The 17,345-nt window shown below is 68.4% G+C and carries 11 protein-coding genes and 3 rRNA genes; all 14 read right to left on the bottom strand.

Translation table 11 applies throughout. The annotated features are described in order from the left end of the window. Positions 1 to 9: 9 nt before the first annotated feature. Positions 10 to 126 (bottom strand): 5S ribosomal RNA (rrf, locus tag AC1DWH_RS10575). Positions 127 to 204: 78 nt separating this feature from the next. Then, a 23S ribosomal RNA gene (locus tag AC1DWH_RS10570) occupies positions 205 to 3,320 on the bottom strand. A gap of 453 nt (positions 3,321 to 3,773) precedes the next feature. After that, positions 3,774 to 5,295 (bottom strand): 16S ribosomal RNA (locus AC1DWH_RS10565). Together the 16S, 23S and 5S rRNA genes form the textbook arrangement of a ribosomal RNA operon. 647 nt (positions 5,296 to 5,942) lie before the next feature. After that, positions 5,943 to 7,205: a tyrosine--tRNA ligase gene (gene tyrS, locus AC1DWH_RS10560; RefSeq protein WP_477093617.1), complete on the bottom strand. Its 1,263-nt coding sequence runs from the start codon at positions 7,203 to 7,205 to the stop codon at positions 5,943 to 5,945. Positions 7,206 to 7,299: 94 nt separating this feature from the next. Further along, a complete protein-coding gene (locus tag AC1DWH_RS10555) occupies positions 7,300 to 8,004 on the bottom strand; it encodes a DNA-3-methyladenine glycosylase (RefSeq protein WP_477093616.1) in 705 nt (234 codons plus the stop codon). A 70-nt stretch (positions 8,005 to 8,074) separates the two neighbouring features. Continuing rightward, a complete protein-coding gene (locus tag AC1DWH_RS10550; RefSeq protein ID WP_477093615.1) occupies positions 8,075 to 8,662 on the bottom strand; it encodes a uridine kinase family protein in 588 nt (195 codons plus the stop codon). Then, a complete protein-coding gene (gene argH / locus AC1DWH_RS10545) occupies positions 8,647 to 10,068 on the bottom strand; it encodes an argininosuccinate lyase (RefSeq protein WP_477093614.1) in 1,422 nt (473 codons plus the stop codon). Before argH ends, AC1DWH_RS10550 begins: the two co-directional genes overlap by 16 nt. Continuing rightward, entirely contained in the window at positions 10,061 to 11,302 is a 1,242-nt protein-coding gene (locus AC1DWH_RS10540; RefSeq protein ID WP_456846727.1) for an argininosuccinate synthase, read from the bottom strand. The genes argH and AC1DWH_RS10540 overlap by 8 nt, the downstream gene beginning before the upstream one ends. A gap of 49 nt (positions 11,303 to 11,351) precedes the next feature. Further along, positions 11,352 to 11,864: an arginine repressor gene (locus tag AC1DWH_RS10535; protein ID WP_477093613.1), complete on the bottom strand. Its 513-nt coding sequence runs from the start codon at positions 11,862 to 11,864 to the stop codon at positions 11,352 to 11,354. Continuing rightward, positions 11,861 to 12,793 (bottom strand): ornithine carbamoyltransferase, encoded by a 933-nt coding sequence (gene argF, locus AC1DWH_RS10530; protein ID WP_477093612.1) that lies wholly within the window; start codon positions 12,791 to 12,793, stop codon positions 11,861 to 11,863. Before argF ends, AC1DWH_RS10535 begins: the two co-directional genes overlap by 4 nt. Further along, the gene (locus AC1DWH_RS10525) at positions 12,790 to 14,094 is read right to left on the bottom strand and encodes an acetylornithine transaminase (protein WP_477093611.1); all 1,305 of its coding nucleotides are present in this window, start codon (positions 14,092 to 14,094) and stop codon (positions 12,790 to 12,792) included. Before AC1DWH_RS10525 ends, argF begins: the two co-directional genes overlap by 4 nt. Next, positions 14,091 to 15,065, bottom strand: coding sequence for an acetylglutamate kinase (gene argB, locus AC1DWH_RS10520; RefSeq protein WP_477093610.1), 975 nt, complete (start codon positions 15,063 to 15,065; stop codon positions 14,091 to 14,093). Before argB ends, AC1DWH_RS10525 begins: the two co-directional genes overlap by 4 nt. Further along, the gene (gene argJ / locus AC1DWH_RS10515; RefSeq protein WP_477093609.1) at positions 15,062 to 16,267 is read right to left on the bottom strand and encodes a bifunctional glutamate N-acetyltransferase/amino-acid acetyltransferase ArgJ; all 1,206 of its coding nucleotides are present in this window, start codon (positions 16,265 to 16,267) and stop codon (positions 15,062 to 15,064) included. The genes argB and argJ overlap by 4 nt, the downstream gene beginning before the upstream one ends. Further along, on the bottom strand, positions 16,264 to 17,328 hold the full coding sequence (gene argC / locus AC1DWH_RS10510) for an N-acetyl-gamma-glutamyl-phosphate reductase (protein ID WP_477093608.1): 1,065 nt from the start codon (positions 17,326 to 17,328) through the stop codon (positions 16,264 to 16,266). Before argC ends, argJ begins: the two co-directional genes overlap by 4 nt. Positions 17,329 to 17,345 lie beyond the last annotated feature (17 nt).

Here is a 17,345-nt window from a genome sequence, read left to right as displayed (position 1 = left end):
CTGAATGATGTCCGGCGGCGTCCTACTCTCCCACACCCTGGCGAGTGCAGTACCATCGGCGCTGAAGGGCTTAGCTTCCGGGTTCGGAATGGGACCGGGCGTTTCCCCTTCGCTATGACCGCCGTAACGTTGTCGAGTTGTCAAACGGGTTCCCGTTCGTCTCTCGGGAACCGCACAGTGGACGCGTAGCAATAATTGAATGAGGTGGTGAAGTTGTCGGCTTATTAGTACCGGTCAGCTGCGAGGGTCGTTAGTCCCCTCTTCCACATCCGGCCTATCTACCCAGTGGTCTAGCTGGGAGCCTCTCACCCCTCGAGGGGGCATGGAAACCTCATCTTGAAGCAGGCTTCCCGCTTAGATGCTTTCAGCGGTTATCCCTTCCGAACGTAGCCAACCAGCCGTGCTCCTGGCGGAACAACTGGCACACCAGAGGTTCGTCCGTCCCGGTCCTCTCGTACTAGGGACAGCCCTTCTCAAGTTTCCTGCGCGCGCAGCGGATAGGGACCGAACTGTCTCACGACGTTCTAAACCCAGCTCGCGTACCGCTTTAATGGGCGAACAGCCCAACCCTTGGGACCTACTCCAGCCCCAGGATGCGACGAGCCGACATCGAGGTGCCAAACCATGCCGTCGATATGGACTCTTGGGCAAGATCAGCCTGTTATCCCCGGGGTACCTTTTATCCGTTGAGCGACGGCGCTTCCACAAGCCACCGCCGGATCACTAGTTCCGACTTTCGTCCCTGCTCGACCTGTCAGTCTCACAGTCAAGCTCCCTTGTGCACTTGCACTCGCCACCTGATTGCCAACCAGGCTGAGGGAACCTTTGAGCGCCTCCGTTACATTTTAGGAGGCAACCGCCCCAGTTAAACTACCCACCAGGCACTGTCCCTAGTCCGGATCACGGACCGAGGTTAGATATCCAGAGCGACCAGAGTGGTATTTCAACGTTGACTCCACCGACACTGGCGTGCCGGCTTCACAGTCTCCCACCTATCCTACACAAGCCGCACCGAACACCAATACCAAGCTATAGTAAAGGTCCCGGGGTCTTTCCGTCCTGCTGCGCGTAACGAGCATCTTTACTCGTAGTGCAATTTCGCCGAGTTCGCGGTTGAGACAGCGGAGAAGTCGTTACGCCATTCGTGCAGGTCGGAACTTACCCGACAAGGAATTTCGCTACCTTAGGATGGTTATAGTTACCACCGCCGTTTACTGGGGCTTAAATTCTGAGCTTCGCCTTGCGGCTGACCCGTCCTCTTAACCTTCCAGCACCGGGCAGGCGTCAGTCCGTATACATCGTCTTGCGACTTCGCACGGACCTGTGTTTTTAGTAAACAGTCGCTTCTCCCTGGTCTCTGCGGCCCTTCACGCTCCCCGAGCAAGTCGGTTCACGCTTCAGGCCCCCCTTCTCCCGAAGTTACGGGGGCATTTTGCCGAGTTCCTTAACCACGATTCTCTCGATCGCCTTGGTATTCTCTACCTGATCACCTGAGTCGGTTTGGGGTACGGGCGGCTAGAACCTCGCGTCGAGGCTTTTCTTGGCAGCATAGGATCACCAGATTCCCGCTAATGCGGTCACCGTCAGCTCTCAGGCTATGTGAGGTGCGGATTTGCCTACACCTCGCCCTACGACCTTGGACGTGGACTACCATCGCCACGCTTGGCTACCTTCCTGCGTCACCCCTGTTAATACGCTTACCTACTACCGGTTCGGGTCACGCGCTCCCCGGCACGGTACCCCCGAAGGGGTGGTGTGCCGGCTCGGGCGTTTAGCATCACCGGGCTCGGTATGGGCGGTTCTTCGCCGGTACGGGAATATCAACCCGTTGTCCATCGACTACGCCTGTCGGCCTCGCCTTAGGTCCCGACTTACCCAGGGCGGATTAGCCTGGCCCTGGAACCCTTGATCATTCGGCGGACGGGTTTCTCACCCGTCATTCGCTACTCATGCCTGCATTCTCACTCGTGTGGCGTCCACCGCTGGGTTCCCCCGCGACTTCACTCGCCACACGACGCTCCCCTACCCATCCACACGCCTGAACACACCCGAAGGTGCGCTGAGCTGATATGTGAATGCCACAGCTTCGGCGGTATACTTGAGCCCCGCTACATTGTCGGCGCGGAATCACTTGACCAGTGAGCTATTACGCACTCTTTCAAGGGTGGCTGCTTCTAAGCCAACCTCCTGGTTGTCTGTGCAACTCCACATCCTTTCCCACTTAGCATACGCTTAGGGGCCTTAGCTGGTGGTCTGGGCTGTTTCCCTCTCGACTACGGAGCTTATCCCCCGCAGTCTCACTGCCACGCTCTGGCTTACCGGCATTCGGAGTTTGGCTAACGTCAGTAACCTGGTGGGGCCCATCGGCTATCCAGTAGCTCTACCTCCGGCAAGAAACACGTGACGCTGCACCTAAATGCATTTCGGGGAGAACCAGCTATCACGGAGTTTGATTGGCCTTTCACCCCTAACCACAGGTCATCCCCCAGGTTTTCAACCCTGGTGGGTTCGGTCCTCCACGCGGTCTTACCCGCGCTTCAACCTGCCCATGGCTAGATCACTCCGCTTCGGGTCTAGAGCACGCGACTGAGACGCCCTATTCGGACTCGCTTTCGCTACGGCTTCCCCACACGGGTTAACCTCGCCACGTACCACTAACTCGCAGGCTCATTCTTCAAAAGGCACGCTGTCACCCCTGCTAGGGAGGCTCCAACGGATTGTAGGCACACGGTTTCAGGTACTATTTCACTCCCCTCCCGGGGTACTTTTCACCTTTCCCTCACGGTACTTGTCCGCTATCGGTCACTAGGTAGTATTTAGGCTTACACAGTGGTCTGTGCAGATTCACTCCAGGTTTCTCGGGCCCGGAGCTACTTGGGATCCCCTTCGGGAGGCCACGCCATTTCGTCTACGGGGGTCACACCCTCTGTGCCGGGCCTTTCAATGCCCTTCGACTATGACGCGACTTTCTGACTCCCTGCTGATTCGGCAGAACCAGCTGAAAGGTCCCACAACCCCGTGCACGCAACGCCTGCCGGCTTGAACACGTACACGGTTTGGCCTGATCCGCTTTCGCTCGCCACTACTCACGGAATATCTCTTCCTGGCGGTACTGAGATGTTTCACTTCCCGCCGTTCCCTCCACACACCCTATATATTCAGGTGCGGGTCACACGACATGACTCGTGCGGGGTTTCCCCATTCGGACATCCTCGGATCACGGTTCGTTTGCCAACTCCCCGAGGCTTATCGCAGGCTACAACGTCCTTCTTCGGCTCCTAGTGCCAAGGCATCCACCCTGTGCCCTTATAAACTTGACCACAAAAATCATTCAAAAAAGATGCTCGCGTCCACTGTGCAGTTCTCAAGCTACGACCGGCTCTGACACCCTCACCCCAGCACCTACCCGCCCCACAGCCACCCTTGCGGGCACCATGCAGCGAACGGWTTGTCTGAGCGGTACCAGCCCGCGCCACCCGCACCCCGCCCCACACCCTCAGGTGCAGACCGCGTGCGTAGCGACCCTGAACGAACAACCTTCCGGCTGTTCCCTCAGGACCCAACAGCGTGCCCAGCCGACCCCTCACCAGCAACGATCCGTTCCCACCCGGAAACCCGAAGGCCCCGGCGTACTAGGTCGCCACCAGCTCGAAAGCCGGCCACAGTCGATGTTCCACCCTCGAGCACCGTCCCCCACTCGTTCGGCAGGGACAACGGGCCTGGACACCCTCCACCACCCATGACAGGCGATGTGGCTGCCAGATGCTCCTTAGAAAGGAGGTGATCCAGCCGCACCTTCCGGTACGGCTACCTTGTTACGACTTAGTCCCAATCGCCAGTCCCACCTTCGACAGCTCCCCCTCTTACGAGTTGGGCCACTGGCTTCGGGTGTTACCGACTTTCGTGACTTGACGGGCGGTGTGTACAAGGCCCGGGAACGTATTCACCGCAGCGTTGCTGATCTGCGATTACTAGCGACTCCGACTTCATGGGGTCGAGTTGCAGACCCCAATCCGAACTGAGACCGGCTTTTTGGGATTCGCTCCACCTCGCGGTATCGCAGCCCTTTGTACCGGCCATTGTAGCATGCGTGAAGCCCAAGACATAAGGGGCATGATGATTTGACGTCATCCCCACCTTCCTCCGAGTTGACCCCGGCAGTCTCCCATGAGTCCCCGGCATAACCCGCTGGCAACATGGGACGAGGGTTGCGCTCGTTGCGGGACTTAACCCAACATCTCACGACACGAGCTGACGACAACCATGCACCACCTGTACACCGACCTTGCGGGGCAACCATCTCTGGAAGTTTCCGGTGTATGTCAAGCCTTGGTAAGGTTCTTCGCGTTGCATCGAATTAATCCGCATGCTCCGCCGCTTGTGCGGGCCCCCGTCAATTTCTTTGAGTTTTAGCCTTGCGGCCGTACTCCCCAGGCGGGGCACTTAATGCGTTTGCTGCGGCACGGAACTCGTGGAATGAGCCCCACACCTAGTGCCCAACGTTTACGGCATGGACTACCAGGGTATCTAATCCTGTTCGCTCCCCATGCTTTCGCTCCTCAGCGTCAGTTGCGGCCCAGTGACCTGCCTTCGCCATCGGTGTTCCTCCTGATATCTGCGCATTCCACCGCTACACCAGGAATTCCAGTCACCCCTACCGCACTCTAGTCTGCCCGTACCCACTGCAAGCCCAAGGTTGAGCCTTAGGTTTTCACAGCAGACGCGACAAACCGCCTACGAGCTCTTTACGCCCAATAATTCCGGACAACGCTTGCGCCCTACGTATTACCGCGGCTGCTGGCACGTAGTTAGCCGGCGCTTCTTCTGCAGGTACCGTCACTTGCGCTTCTTCCCTGCTGAAAGAGGTTTACAACCCGAAGGCCGTCATCCCTCACGCGGCGTCGCTGCATCAGGCTTGCGCCCATTGTGCAATATTCCCCACTGCTGCCTCCCGTAGGAGTCTGGGCCGTATCTCAGTCCCAGTGTGGCCGGTCGCCCTCTCAGGCCGGCTACCCGTCGTCGCCTTGGTAGGCCACTACCCCACCAACAAGCTGATAGGCCGCGAGCCCATCCCAGACCGATRAATCTTTCCAGACACCACACATGCGTGTGTGTCTCGTATCCGGTATTAGCCATCGTTTCCCATGGTTATTCCAGAGTCTGGGGTAGGTTGCTCACGTGTTACTCACCCGTTCGCCACTGATCAGACCAGCAAGCTGGCCATCACCGTTCGACTTGCATGTGTTAAGCACGCCGCCAGCGTTCGTCCTGAGCCAGAATCAAACTCTCCGTAAATGTCTACATGGCACCCCACCACCAAAGCAGCAGAGCAACCGACACACGAAACGGTCCCGATAAGGACCAATCAGATTCGGCTGAATTGTGGCACCCGCCCCCCACGGAGGTGGAAGAACGGACACCAATCTCAACCAAGACCCACCACCTCAGCACCCACAACCCAAACGGGCCGCAAACACCTCCGATAGCGAGCCATATGGCATCGACTATTTGGCACACTGTTGAGTTCTCAAGGAACAGACGCGCATCTCCTCGAGATCTTTCGATCTCATCCGAGAGGCTTTGTCGTTCTGAATCCTACCTGGCTTTTCGGCCGCTTCCCGCCACCCTCTCGGGCAGCTGTCCGCGGGCCTGGAGCCCGTCCCCGTCCGGCTTCAGGGCGCACGAAGCGCCTTTCAACACGTTCGGGGGTGGCCACCCTAGGGACCAGCCACCTCGGTTCGATCCGCGGTGTCCGTTCCTCCCTCTCGGGCGACATCGAGAACATTACGCGGGTGTTGCGGCGGGTGGCAAATCCCGCCGCGGTGACCCCCATCACCAGACCGGTCCGGCACGGTCGAACCCCTGGTCAGAGGCCGGAAACCCGACGGCGAACCCCCGCGGCCCGAGGTGGGCGCGGGGGTTCGTCGGGCGGTATGCCGGGATCAGGCGTGTGCGTCGACCACCGCGAGCGTGCGCTTCCCGCGGCGCAGGACCGCCCACCGACCGTGCAGGAGGTCCTTGTCGGTGAGCACTGCGTCCTCGGAGGCCACCCGCACGTTGTTGACGGAGGCTCCCCCCTCGGCGATCGCCCGGCGGGCTGCGCCCTTGCTCGCGACGACCCCCGTGGCCGCGAGCAGGTCGGCGATCGCGTCGCCGGCGGTCCCGGGGGCGGACGGCAGCTCGGCCACGGCTGCGGCGAGCGTCGCGGCGTCGAGGTCGGCCAGCGACCCTCGCCCGAAGAGCGCCTGGCTCGCCGCGACGACCTGGTCGGCGGCCGCCGTCCCGTGCACCAGGGCGGTCACCTCGTAGGCGAGCGCCCGCTGCGCCTCGCGGGCCGCGGGGCGGGAGGCGACGGCGTCGGCGAGCTCGTCGATCTCCGCGTGGGTACGGAAGCTGAACACCTTGAGGTAGCTGACCACGTCGGTGTCGTCGGCGTTGAGCCAGAACTGGAAGAACGCGTAGGGCGTGGTCAACTCGGGGTCGAGCCACACGGTTCCGCTCTCGGTCTTGCCGAACTTGGTGCCGTCGGCCTTGGTGATCAGCGGCGTGGTCAGCGCGTGCACGGACGCACCCTCGGCCTTGCGGATCAGCTCGACGCCCGACAGCAGGTTGCCCCACTGGTCGCTGCCGCCGGTCTGCAGCGTGATCCCGTGCCGGCGGAACAGCTCCAGGTAGTCCATGCCCTGCAGGATCTGGTAGCTGAACTCGGTGAAGCTGATCCCCGCGTCGCTGTTCAGGCGTCGGGCCACCGTGTCCTTCGCCAGCATCGTGCCCAGGCGGTAGTGCTTGCCGACGTCCCGCAGGAAGTCGATGGCGGACAGCGGTGCGGTCCAGTCGAGGTTGTTCACCATGGTCGCGGCGTTCGGGCCGTCGAAACGGAGCAGCGGCTCGATCTGCTTGCGGATGCGCTCCACCCAGCCGGAGACCACGTCCCGGTCGTTGAGGGTGCGCTCCCCCGCCATCTTCGGGTCGCCGATGAGGCCGGTGGCGCCGCCGACGAGGCCGAACGGGGTGTGGCCGGCGTCCTGCAGGCGCCGGACGGTGAGGATCTGGACCAGGTTGCCGATGTGCAGGCTCGGCGCGGTCGGGTCGAAGCCGCAGTACAGCGAGACGGGTCCGGCGGAGAGAGCGTCGCGCAGGGCGTCGAGGTCGGTGGAGTGGGCGATCAGTCCGCGCCACTCGAGGTCGTCGAGGATGTGGTTCACAAGGTCTCCAGGCAGTAGGCCGGCACACGCGCGGCAGGCAGGGCGGTCGAGTCGGGCACAGCGGTCGGGGGTGTCGGGCCGGCGTCGTCGTCCCTCACGGGACGTCTGTCGACGCCGGCGCGCGATACGCCGGTCGATAGGCCGAGACCGTGCGCTCGTCGGTCAGCCAGTAGCGCCAGGGGAACCTGTTCCCCTCGCCGCCGGAGCCCGAGACGCCCACGCGTGGGCCGGACTTGTGCGTCGGCTGGACGACGACCTGGTGGCGGTGCAGCACGATGTCGCCGCCGGCCTCCGTGACGTCCGCACCGTTGGCGCGCATGTCGAGGCCGAGCGCGACGGCGAGACGGGCAGGCCCGCGCGCGAGCTGGCGCTCCGAGTCGACGACGCCGACGGCCTCGCGCCGCTTCCAGGCGAGGTCCGCGCCCTCGACGATCTCCCCGGCACGCAGCAGCACGGCCGACGGGCTGCCGGTGGGCTCGGTGACGATGTTGAGGCAGTGGTGCAGACCGAGATGGCGGTACACGTACAGGCGGCCCGGCTCCGCGAACATCACGGCGTTGCGGGACGTACGGCCGCGGTAGGCGTGGGAGCCCGGGTCGTCGGCGCCGCCGTAGGCCTCGACCTCGGTGATCCGGAGCGTGACGTCACCCTCCGGGGACCGCGCGGTCAGGTACGAGCCGAGCAGGTCGCGGGCGACCGCGTGGACCTCGCGGCTGAACCAGACGCGCGCCGGGACCGCCACGACCGCATGCGGGGCGGCGGCGTCCGGGGTCTCGAGCGGTTCCGACGACGTGCTCACGCGCCCATCTTGCCGCACGAGCCCCGCGTCCCGCGGCCCGGTCCACGCCGTCGGGACCGCGCGGTGGCCGTCAGCGCTCCGGGTCCAGCAGCGCGCCGAACGCGTCGAGCCGGACGTCCGCACGTTCGCGCGTGCGCTCACGGGCGAAGTGGGCAGCCTCGTCGACCATCCAGCCGAGCCACTGCTCGCGGGCGTCCGCACCGTCGCGACGCAGCCCGCGCTCGAGCCGCAGGGCGGCCGGCGCCTCGACCCAGACCCGCAGGACCGCGATCCCGTCGGCGGCGCGGCGGGCCGACCCGCAGCCCTCGAGGACCAGGACGCCTGGCACCGGGACGTCGACCCACTCGGCGAAGGCGCCGGTCGGCCAGTCGTAGCGCTGGTAGCGGCCCGGTCGGCCGCGGCGCAGGGGCTCGAGGACCTGAGCCGACAGGCGCGGCCACAGGGAGCCCTCGAGGCCCGACCAGCCTTCGTAGAGGTCGTCGAGGTGCAGGACCGCGGCCGTCGGACCGACCGCCGCGGCGATCGCGGCCGCCGCCGTCGTCTTGCCGGAGCCCGCCGGGCCGTCGACGCACACGACGCGCACCGGGCCGAGGCGGGGCGCGCCGGCGAGCGCCGACGCGGCGACCTGCGCGGCCGGCGAGGTCAGGACGCCGTCCACGCCCGCAGGTTCTGCAGCTGGGTGCGCGCGTTGCCCAGCTGCACGGCGACCGCCGACGGAGCTGTGCCGCCGACGGCCGAACGGGACGCCAACGACCCCTCGACGGTGAGCACCGCGCGGACTCCCGGCGTGAGGTGCGGCGAGATCGCCGCGAGCTCGTCGTCGGTCAGGTCCCACAGCTCGATGGCCGGCTCGTGCTCCTCGCAGGCCCGGACGCACGCGCCCGCGACCTCATGGGCCACGCGGAACGGCACGCCCTCGCGCACGAGCCACTCGGCGATGTCCGTCGCGAGCGAGAAGCCCTGCGGGGCGAGCGACGCCATGCGGTCCGTGTCGAACGTGAGCGTCGCGATCATCCCGGCGAACGCGGGGAGCAGGATCGTGAGCTGGTCGACCTGGTCGAACACCGGCTCCTTGTCCTCCTGCAGGTCGCGGTTGTACGCGAGCGGCAGGCCCTTGAGCGTCGCCAGCAGGCCGGTCAGGTCGCCGATGAGACGGCCGGCCTTGCCGCGCGCGAGCTCGGCGACGTCCGGGTTCTTCTTCTGCGGCATGATGCTCGACCCCGTGGAGAAGGCGTCGTGCAGGCGCACGAAGCCGAACTCCTTGGTCGACCACAGGACGACCTCCTCGGCGAGCCGGGAGACGTCGACGGCGAGCATGGCGGCCACGAACGCGAACTCCGCGACGACGTCGCGCGAGGCCGTGCCGTCGATCGAGTTCTCGACCGGGCCGACGAAGCCGAGCTCCTCGGCCACGGCGGCCGGGTCCAGGCCCAGCGACGAGCCCGCCAGCGCGCCGGAGCCGTAGGGCGAGAACGCCGCGCGGCCGTCCCACGAGATCCAGCGGTCGACGTCGCGCATGAGCGGCCAGGCATGGGCGAGCAGGTGGTGCGCGAGCAGCACCGGCTGCGCGTGCTGCAGGTGCGTCCGGCCCGGCATGGGGGCCTCGCCGGCGGCCGCGGCCTGGTCGACCAGCGCCTCGACGACGTCGAGCACCAGCCCGGCCAGCGTCCGCGCCTCGCGGCGCAGGTACATCCGCACGAGCGTGGCGATCTGGTCGTTGCGCGAGCGACCGGCGCGCAGCTTGCCGCCGACGTCGGCCCCCGCGCGCTCGATCAGGCCGCGCTCGAGAGCCGTGTGCACGTCCTCGTCGTCAGGCGCCGGACCGAAGGCGCCGCTCGCGACGTCGGTCCGCAGCCGCTCGAGCGCGTCGATCATCGCCGCGACCTCGTCGTCGGTGAGCAGACCCGCGGTGTGCAGGACGTGCGCGTGCGCGACGGAGCCCGAGATGTCGACGTCGGCCAGGCGCCAGTCGAAGTGCGTCGAGCGGGACAGGTCCGCCAGGGCGGCAGCCGGCCCGGACGCGAACCGGCCGCCCCACAGCGCGAGCGGAGCCTCCTCAGGCATCCGCGATGCCACCCTGCGAGCCCAGGTCCACCCCGTTGCCGAAGCGCACGTCGCGCGCCGCGGCGAGCTTGGACGACAGGCCGTAGATCTCGATGAAGCCCTTGGCCGCCGACTGGTCGAACGAGTCGCCCGTGTCGTAGGTGGCCAGGTTGAAGTCGTACAGGCTCGCGTCCGACCGGCGGCCCGTGACCGTCGCGCGGCCGCCGTGCAGGACGATCCGGACGTCGCCCGAGACGTAGCGCTGCGTGTCGTCGACGAAGACGTCGAGCGACTTCTTCAGCGGCGAGAACCACTGGCCGTCGTAGACCAGCTCGGTCCAACGCTGCTCGACGCCCCGCTTGAACCGGGCCTGCTCGCGCTCGACGGTGACGTTCTCGAGCTCCTGGTGCGCGGCGATCAGCGCGATCGCGCCCGGGGCCTCGTAGACCTCGCGCGACTTGATGCCGACCAGGCGGTCCTCGACGATGTCGATCCGGCCGATGCCCTGGGCACCCGCGCGGCGGTTCATCTCCTGGATCGCCTGCAGCGGCGTCACCGGGATGCCGTCGAGCGCGACCGGAACGCCGGCCTCGAACGTGATGACGACCTCGTCCGCGACCGGCGGGAACGTCGGGTCGTCCGTGTACGTGTAGACGTCCTTGGTGGGGCCGTTCCAGATGTCCTCGAGGAAGCCGGTCTCGACCGCGCGACCCCAGACGTTCTGGTCGATCGAGAACGGGTTGTGCTTGGTCGTCTCGATGGGCAGCGCGTTGCGGGTGGCGAACTCGATCGCCTTGTCGCGGGTCAGCGCGAGGTCCCGGACGGGCGCGAGGCACGTGAGGTCCGGAGCCAGCGACGTGATGCCGACCTCGAAGCGGACCTGGTCGTTGCCCTTGCCGGTGCAGCCGTGGGCGACCGTCGTCGCGCCGAACTGGCGGGCGGCACGGACCAGGTGCTTGACGATGACCGGGCGGGACAGCGCCGAGACCAGCGGGTACCGGTCGAGGTAGAGCGCGTTCGCCTTGAGCGCCGGCATGCAGTACTCGGTGGCGAACTCGTCGCGGGCGTCGGCCACGTAGGCCTCGACGGCACCGCAGTCGAGCGCACGCTGACGGATGACGTTGAGGTCCTCGCCGCCCTGGCCGACGTCGACCGCGACGGCGATCACCTCGGCGCCGGTGGCCTCGGCGATCCAGCCGATGCCGACGGAGGTGTCCAGGCCGCCGGAGTAGGCGAGGACGACGCGCTCAGTCATGTTCTTCTCTCTTCGATGTGTGCGTGACGCAGGAACGAGGTGCTGCTGATCAGTCTGACGGACGGGTGGCCAGGGCGAGGAACCGCGCCGCGAGCGCCACGCCGGTCTCCCCCTCGCGGGCGATGACCAGGACGGTGTCGTCGCCGGCGATGGTGCCGAGAACGGCGGGCAGGATCGAGTGGTCGATCGCCGAGGCCAGGAACTGCGCCGCGCCGGGGGGCGTGCGCAGGACGACGAGGTTGCCCGACGCCTCCGCGGTGACCAGGAGCTCGGCGCAGAGCCTCGAGAGGCGCGCCGCCAGCATCTCCTCGTCGGGACCGGCCGCGGGAGCACGCAGGCCACCCTCGGCGGGGACCGCGTACGCCAGGGCGCCGGACGGCGTGCGGATCTTCACCGCGCGCAGCTCGACCAGGTCGCGCGACAGGGTCGCCTGCGTGACGGTGACGCCCTCGGCCGCGAGCAGCTCGGCGAGCTGCTGCTGCGAGTGCACCGAGCCGCGGGTGAGCAGCGAGGTGACCAGCGCGTGGCGGGCCGCCTTGGTGTGCGGGGCCGTGACGCTCATGGGCCTTCCACCAGGTACGACAGGAGCGCCTTCTGGGCGTGCAGGCGGTTCTCGGCCTCGTCCCACACCACCGACTGCGGGCCGTCGAGCACCTCGGCGGTGATCTCCTTGCCGCGGTATGCGGGCAGGCAGTGCAGGACGAGCGCGTCGGGCTTCGCGAGGGCCATGGCGGCCGCGTCGACGCGGAACGGCACGAACGGCGTCTCCCGGTCGGCCGCCTCGGACTCCTGCCCCATCGACACCCAGGTGTCGGTGGCGACGACGTCCGCGCCGGACACGGCCTCGGCGATCGTGTGCACCACCGTGACCGACCCGCCCGTGCCCGCCGCGATCGCCGCCGCGTCGGCGAGGATCGAGGCGTCCGGCAGGTAGCCCTCCGGCGTGCCGATCCGCACGTGCAGCCCGGCCGTCGCGCCGCCGAGCAGGTACGAGTGGGCCATGTTGTTGGCCCCGTCGCCCACGTATGCGAGCGTCCGGCCCGGCAGTCCCCCGACTCCCCCGCGGTGCTGCGCGATGGTGGCCAGGTCCGCGAGGATCTGGCACGGGTGAAAGCTGTCGGTCAGCGCGTTCACCACCGGGACGCCGGAGTGCTCCGCCATCTGCTCGAGGCGGTGCTGGGAGAACGTGCGCCAGACGATCGCGGCCACCTGCCGACCGAGCACCCGTGCGGTGTCCTCGATCGACTCACGCTCCCCGATCCGCGCCAGCTTGCCGTCGACGCTCAGCGGGAAGCCGCCGAGCTCCGCGATGCCCGCCGTGAAGGACACCTGCGTGCGCAGGGTCGGCTTGTCGAAGATGACGGCGACGGCCCGCGGACCCGTGAGCGGCGTGCGGATGAACCGGTCGTCGCGGAACGCGAGGGCGAGCTCGAGGACGGCGCGCTGGTCGCGGGGGGAGAGATCGTCGTCGCGGAGGAAGTGCCGGGTCATGACAGGTCCCGCGGGAGGTCGGCCAGGAAGTCGACGAACGTGCCCGCCTGCTCCGCGGTGAGGAGGTACGGGGGCGCGAGCCGGATCGTCGTCGGCGTGCACGGGTTGACGATGAACCCGGCCTCGAGGGCGCGGGCGGCGACCTCGGCGGCGACCGGCGCGGTGAGCTCGATGCCGATGAGCAGACCCTCGCCCCGCACCTCGCCGACGAGCGGGTGACCGGTGCCGGCGATCCGCTCGCGGAACGACGCACCCAGTGCCCCGACGTTGGCGAGCAGACCGTCACGCTCGATGACCGCGATCGTCGCCAGGCCGGCCGCGGAGGCGACGGGGTTGCCGCCGAACGTGGTGCCGTGCTGCCCGCGGCCCAGCAGGGTCGCGGTCGTCTCGCCGTACGCGATGAGCGCGCCGACCGGGAAGCCTCCCCCGAGCCCCTTCGCCACCGTGACCGCGTCCGGCACGATGCCGCCGCCGAGGTGCGGGTGCTGGTGCGCGAACCAGGCGCCGGTCCGGCCCATGCCGGTCTGCACCTCGTCGAGGATGAGAAGCGCGCCGTTGTCCGCCGTCAGCCGTCGGGCCAGCGCCAGGTAGCCGGGCGGCAGAGGCCGCACGCCGGCCTCACCCTGCAGCGGCTCGACGAACAGTGCGGCGACCTGGTCCCCGCCGTCGGCGAACGCGGCCTCGAGCGCGCCGGCGTCGCCGAACGCCACGAACTCCACACCCCCCGGCAGCGGCTCGAACGGCTCGCGGTAGGCGGCCTTGTGCGTGAGCGCCAGCGCGCCCATCGAGCGGCCGTGGAACGAGCCCTCCAGCGCGAGGATCCGCGGGCGGCCCGTGCCGCCGTTGCGGCGGGCGAGCTTGAACGCCGCCTCGTTGGCCTCGGTGCCCGAGTTGGTGAGGAACACCCGCGAGCCGGCGGGCGCGCCCGCGAGGCCGAGCAGCCGCTCCGCGAACGCGATCTGCGTCGGGCTGGCGAAGAAGTTGGAGACGTGGCCCAACGTGCCCAGCTGCGCGCTGATCGCGGCCGTCAGGGTCGGGTGCGCGTGGCCGAGCGAGTTGACGGCGATGCCGCCGAGCAGGTCGAGGTACCGCCGGCCGTCGGCGTCCCACACGTACACGCCCTCACCGCGGACCAGCACGCGCTGCGGGGCGCCGAACGTGTCCATCACGGCATGCGTGTAGCGGTCCGTCCACTGGGCGACGGAGCCGTCGGTGGCCTGCACCGGCAGGTTCGCGTCCGGGCTGTCGGGTGAGCGGTGCCGCGCCCGCGAGCTCTCGAGCGTGCCGTTCTCGACGGTCATGCGGTCACCTCGGGGTCGCGGGGAATCACGGGGACGGGGGCGGTGAAGGGGGCGTCGGCGGGCTCCTGGTCGGGCAGGACCATGGTGCCGATGCCCTCGGTGGTGAAGACCTCGACCAGGATCGAGTGCGGCGCGCGCCCGTCGATCACGTGCGCGCGGCCCACGCCACCCTCGACGGCGCGCCAGCAGGCCTCCATCTTTGGGCGCATGCCGGCGTCGAGCCCGGGCAGCAGCTCGGCCAGCGCGCTGGCCCGCAGGCGACGCACCAGCGACGTCTTGTCCGGCCAGCTGGTGTAGAGGCCCTCGACGTCCGTGAGCACGATGAGCTTGCGCGCGCCGAGGGCCACGGCGAGCGCGGCGGCCGCGGTGTCCGCGTTGACGTTGAGCACCTGGGTGGGGTCGTCGATGTCGGGCGCGACGGTCGAGACCACCGGGATCCGGCCGGCGTCGAGCAGGTCCAGGACGGCGCCCGGGTTGACCTTGACCACGTCGCCGACGAGCCCGATGTCCACGGGCAGGCCGTCGACGACCGCGGACCGCCGGCGCGCCTGGAACAGGCCACCGTCCTCGCCCGACAGGCCCACCGCGTGCGGGCCGTGCGCGTTGAGCAGCCCGACGAGCTCGCGCGAGACCTGCCCAGTGAGCACCATCCGGACGACGTCCATCGCCTCGGGGGTGGTCACGCGCAGCCCGCCGCGGAACTCCGACTCGATGCCGAGGCGGTCGAGCATCGCGTTGATCTGCGGTCCCCCGCCGTGCACGACGACCGGCTTGAGACCGACCTGCCGCAGGAACACCATGTCCTGCGCGAACGCCCGCTTGAGGTCCTCGTCGATCATCGCGTTGCCGCCGTACTTCACGACGACGAGCGCGCCCGCGAACTTCTGCAGCCACGGCAGGGCCTCGATGAGGACCTCCGCCTTCTGGTCGGCGCGCAGGTCCGTGCGGGTGTTGAACGTGAAGTCGCTCATGTGGAGTACGCGCTGTTCTCGTGGACGTAGTCGTGCGTGAGGTCGTTGGTCCAGACCGTGACCAGCTCGGACCCGGCGTGCAGGTCGATGAGCACGCGGACCTCGCGGCTCGCGGCCAGGTCGACCTCGGAGCGGGGCCGGAACGCGCCGCCGGCCTTGCACACCTGGACGCCGTTGATGGTGACGTCGAGCTGGGCGGGGTCGAACGCGGCGACGCTCTCCGGCACGGTCCCGACCTGCGCGAGCACGCGGCCCCAGTTGGGGTCGTTGCCGTACATCGCGGCCTTGAACAGGTTGGAGCGGGTCACGGCCCGGGCGACCGCGAGCGCGGCGTCCTGCGTCTCGGCGCCCATGACGGTCACGGCGATGTCGTGCGTCGCCCCCTCCGCGTCGGCCACCAGGGCGCGCGCGAGCTCGCCGCAGACCTGGGTCAACGCGGCGGTGAAGCCGGCAGGATCCGGGACCGCGCGGCTGGCGCCCGAGATCAGGAGCGTCACCGTGTCGGACGTCGACATGCAGCCGTCGGAGTCGACGCGGTCGAAGGTCTCCGACGTCGCGGTGCGCAGCGCGGCCGCGGCGGTCTCGGCGTCGACCACGGCGTCCGTGGTGATGACGCAGAGCATCGTGGCGAGGCCCGGCGCGAGCATCCCCGCGCCCTTCGCCATGCCGCCGATGGTCCACTTCCCCCGGTCGCCGTCGATGTGCATGTGGGCGGTCTTCGGGACGGTGTCCGTGGTCATGATCGCGACGGCCGCGTCCGGGCCCCCGTCGGGCGACAGCGCCTCGACGGCCAGGTCGACGCCCGCGAGGAGCGTGTCGATGGGCAGCCGCTCGCCGATCAGGCCGGTCGAGCAGACGACGACGTCACCGGCCGAGATCTCCAGGGCGGTGCCGACCTTCTCGGCCGTCGCGTGCGTGTCCTGGAAGCCCTCGGGTCCGGTGCAGACGTTGGCGCCGCCCGAGTTGAGGACGACCGCGCTCACGACGCCGTCCGCGACGGCATGACGGGACCAGACCACCGGGGCGCCGACGACGCGGTTCGTCGTGAAGACCGCGGCGGCCGCCTGCGACGGTCCGTCGTTGACCACGAGCGCGAGGTCGGGACGGCCCGACGCCTTGAGCCCGGCGGTGACGCCGGACGCGCGGAAGCCCGCCGCCGCGGTCACGCCGGGCGAGGGAAGGGCGAACGTCTCGGTGGTCACGGTGCGACTCCGTCCAGGGGGAGGCCGAGCGTCTCGGGCAGCCCGAGCGCGAGGTTGAGGGACTGCAGGGCGCCGCCGGCGGTGCCCTTGACCAGGTTGTCGATCGCGGTGACGGTCACGACCCGACCGGCCCGTGCGTCCACCGCGACCTGCACGAGCGCCGTGTTGGCACCCAGCGTCGCAGCCGTCGTCGGCCACTGCCCTTCGGGGAGCAGGTGCACGAACGGCTCGTCGGCGTACGTCTGCTCCCACGCGGCACGGACGGTTTCCGGGTCGACGCCGGGGGCGAGACGGGCGGTCGCCGTCGCCAGGATGCCGCGGGACATGGGCACGAGCGTCGGGGTGAACGAGATGGTCACCGCCGAGGCCCCTGCCGACCGCAGGTTCTGCGCGATCTCGGGGATGTGGCGGTGCGTGCCCCCGACCGCGTACGGCTGCGCGTTGCCCAGCGCCTCGCCGGCCAGCAGGTGGGTCTTGAGCGACTTGCCCGCGCCCGAGTAGCCGTTGGCCAGGACGGCGACCAGGTCGGTCGGCTCGACCAGGCCGGCGGCGACACCGGGCTGCAGCCCGAGCGAGACGGCGGTGACGTTGCAGCCCGGCACGGCGATCCGGCGCGCGGCGGTCAGGACGGCCCGCTGACCGACGGCGGTCCGCTCCCCCGGGTGGAGGAGCTCGGGCAGGCCGTACGGCCAGGTGCCGGCGTGCGCGCTGCCGTAGAACTCCTGCCAGTCCGCCGCGTCGACCAGCCGGTGGTCCGCGCCGAGGTCGACGACGACGGCCGAGTCGCCCCGTGCCGCCAGCTCGGCCGCGATCGCGCCGCTCGCGCCGTGCGGGAGGGCGAGCACGACGACGTCGTGACCTGCGAGGGCGTCGACGCCCGTGGGCTCGAGGACGCGGTCCGACAGCGACCGCAGGTGAGGCTGGTGCTCGCCCAGCCGCGTGCCCGCGTTGGAGTGCGCCGTCAGCGCGCCGATCCGGGCCTCGGGGTGCGCGAGGAGCACGCGGAGCATCTCGCCGCCGGCGTACCCGCTGGCTCCCGCGACCGCGACCGTGAACGTCATGTGCATGAACATACACG

This window comes from Cellulomonas sp. P2_F12, assembly GCF_056403775.1.
Note: the sequence above shows the minus strand (reverse complement) of the source record. Positions and strands in the feature narration are given on the sequence as shown.

What these genes read in the sequence shown, in the direction of transcription:
- argC (WP_477093608.1), bottom strand. Translation starts at nt 17,328, where the DNA reads ATGACGTTCACGGTCGCGGTCGCGGGAGCCAGCGGGTACGCCGGCGGC.
- AC1DWH_RS10535 (WP_477093613.1), bottom strand. Translation starts at nt 11,864, where the DNA reads ATGAGCGTCACGGCCCCGCACACCAAGGCGGCCCGCCACGCGCTGGTC.
- AC1DWH_RS10525 (WP_477093611.1), bottom strand. Translation starts at nt 14,094, where the DNA reads ATGACCGTCGAGAACGGCACGCTCGAGAGCTCGCGGGCGCGGCACCGC.
- AC1DWH_RS10540 (WP_456846727.1), bottom strand. Translation starts at nt 11,302, where the DNA reads ATGACTGAGCGCGTCGTCCTCGCCTACTCCGGCGGCCTGGACACCTCC.
- argH (WP_477093614.1), bottom strand. Translation starts at nt 10,068, where the DNA reads ATGCCTGAGGAGGCTCCGCTCGCGCTGTGGGGCGGCCGGTTCGCGTCC.
- argB (WP_477093610.1), bottom strand. Translation starts at nt 15,065, where the DNA reads ATGAGCGACTTCACGTTCAACACCCGCACGGACCTGCGCGCCGACCAG.
- argF (WP_477093612.1), bottom strand. Translation starts at nt 12,793, where the DNA reads ATGACCCGGCACTTCCTCCGCGACGACGATCTCTCCCCCCGCGACCAG.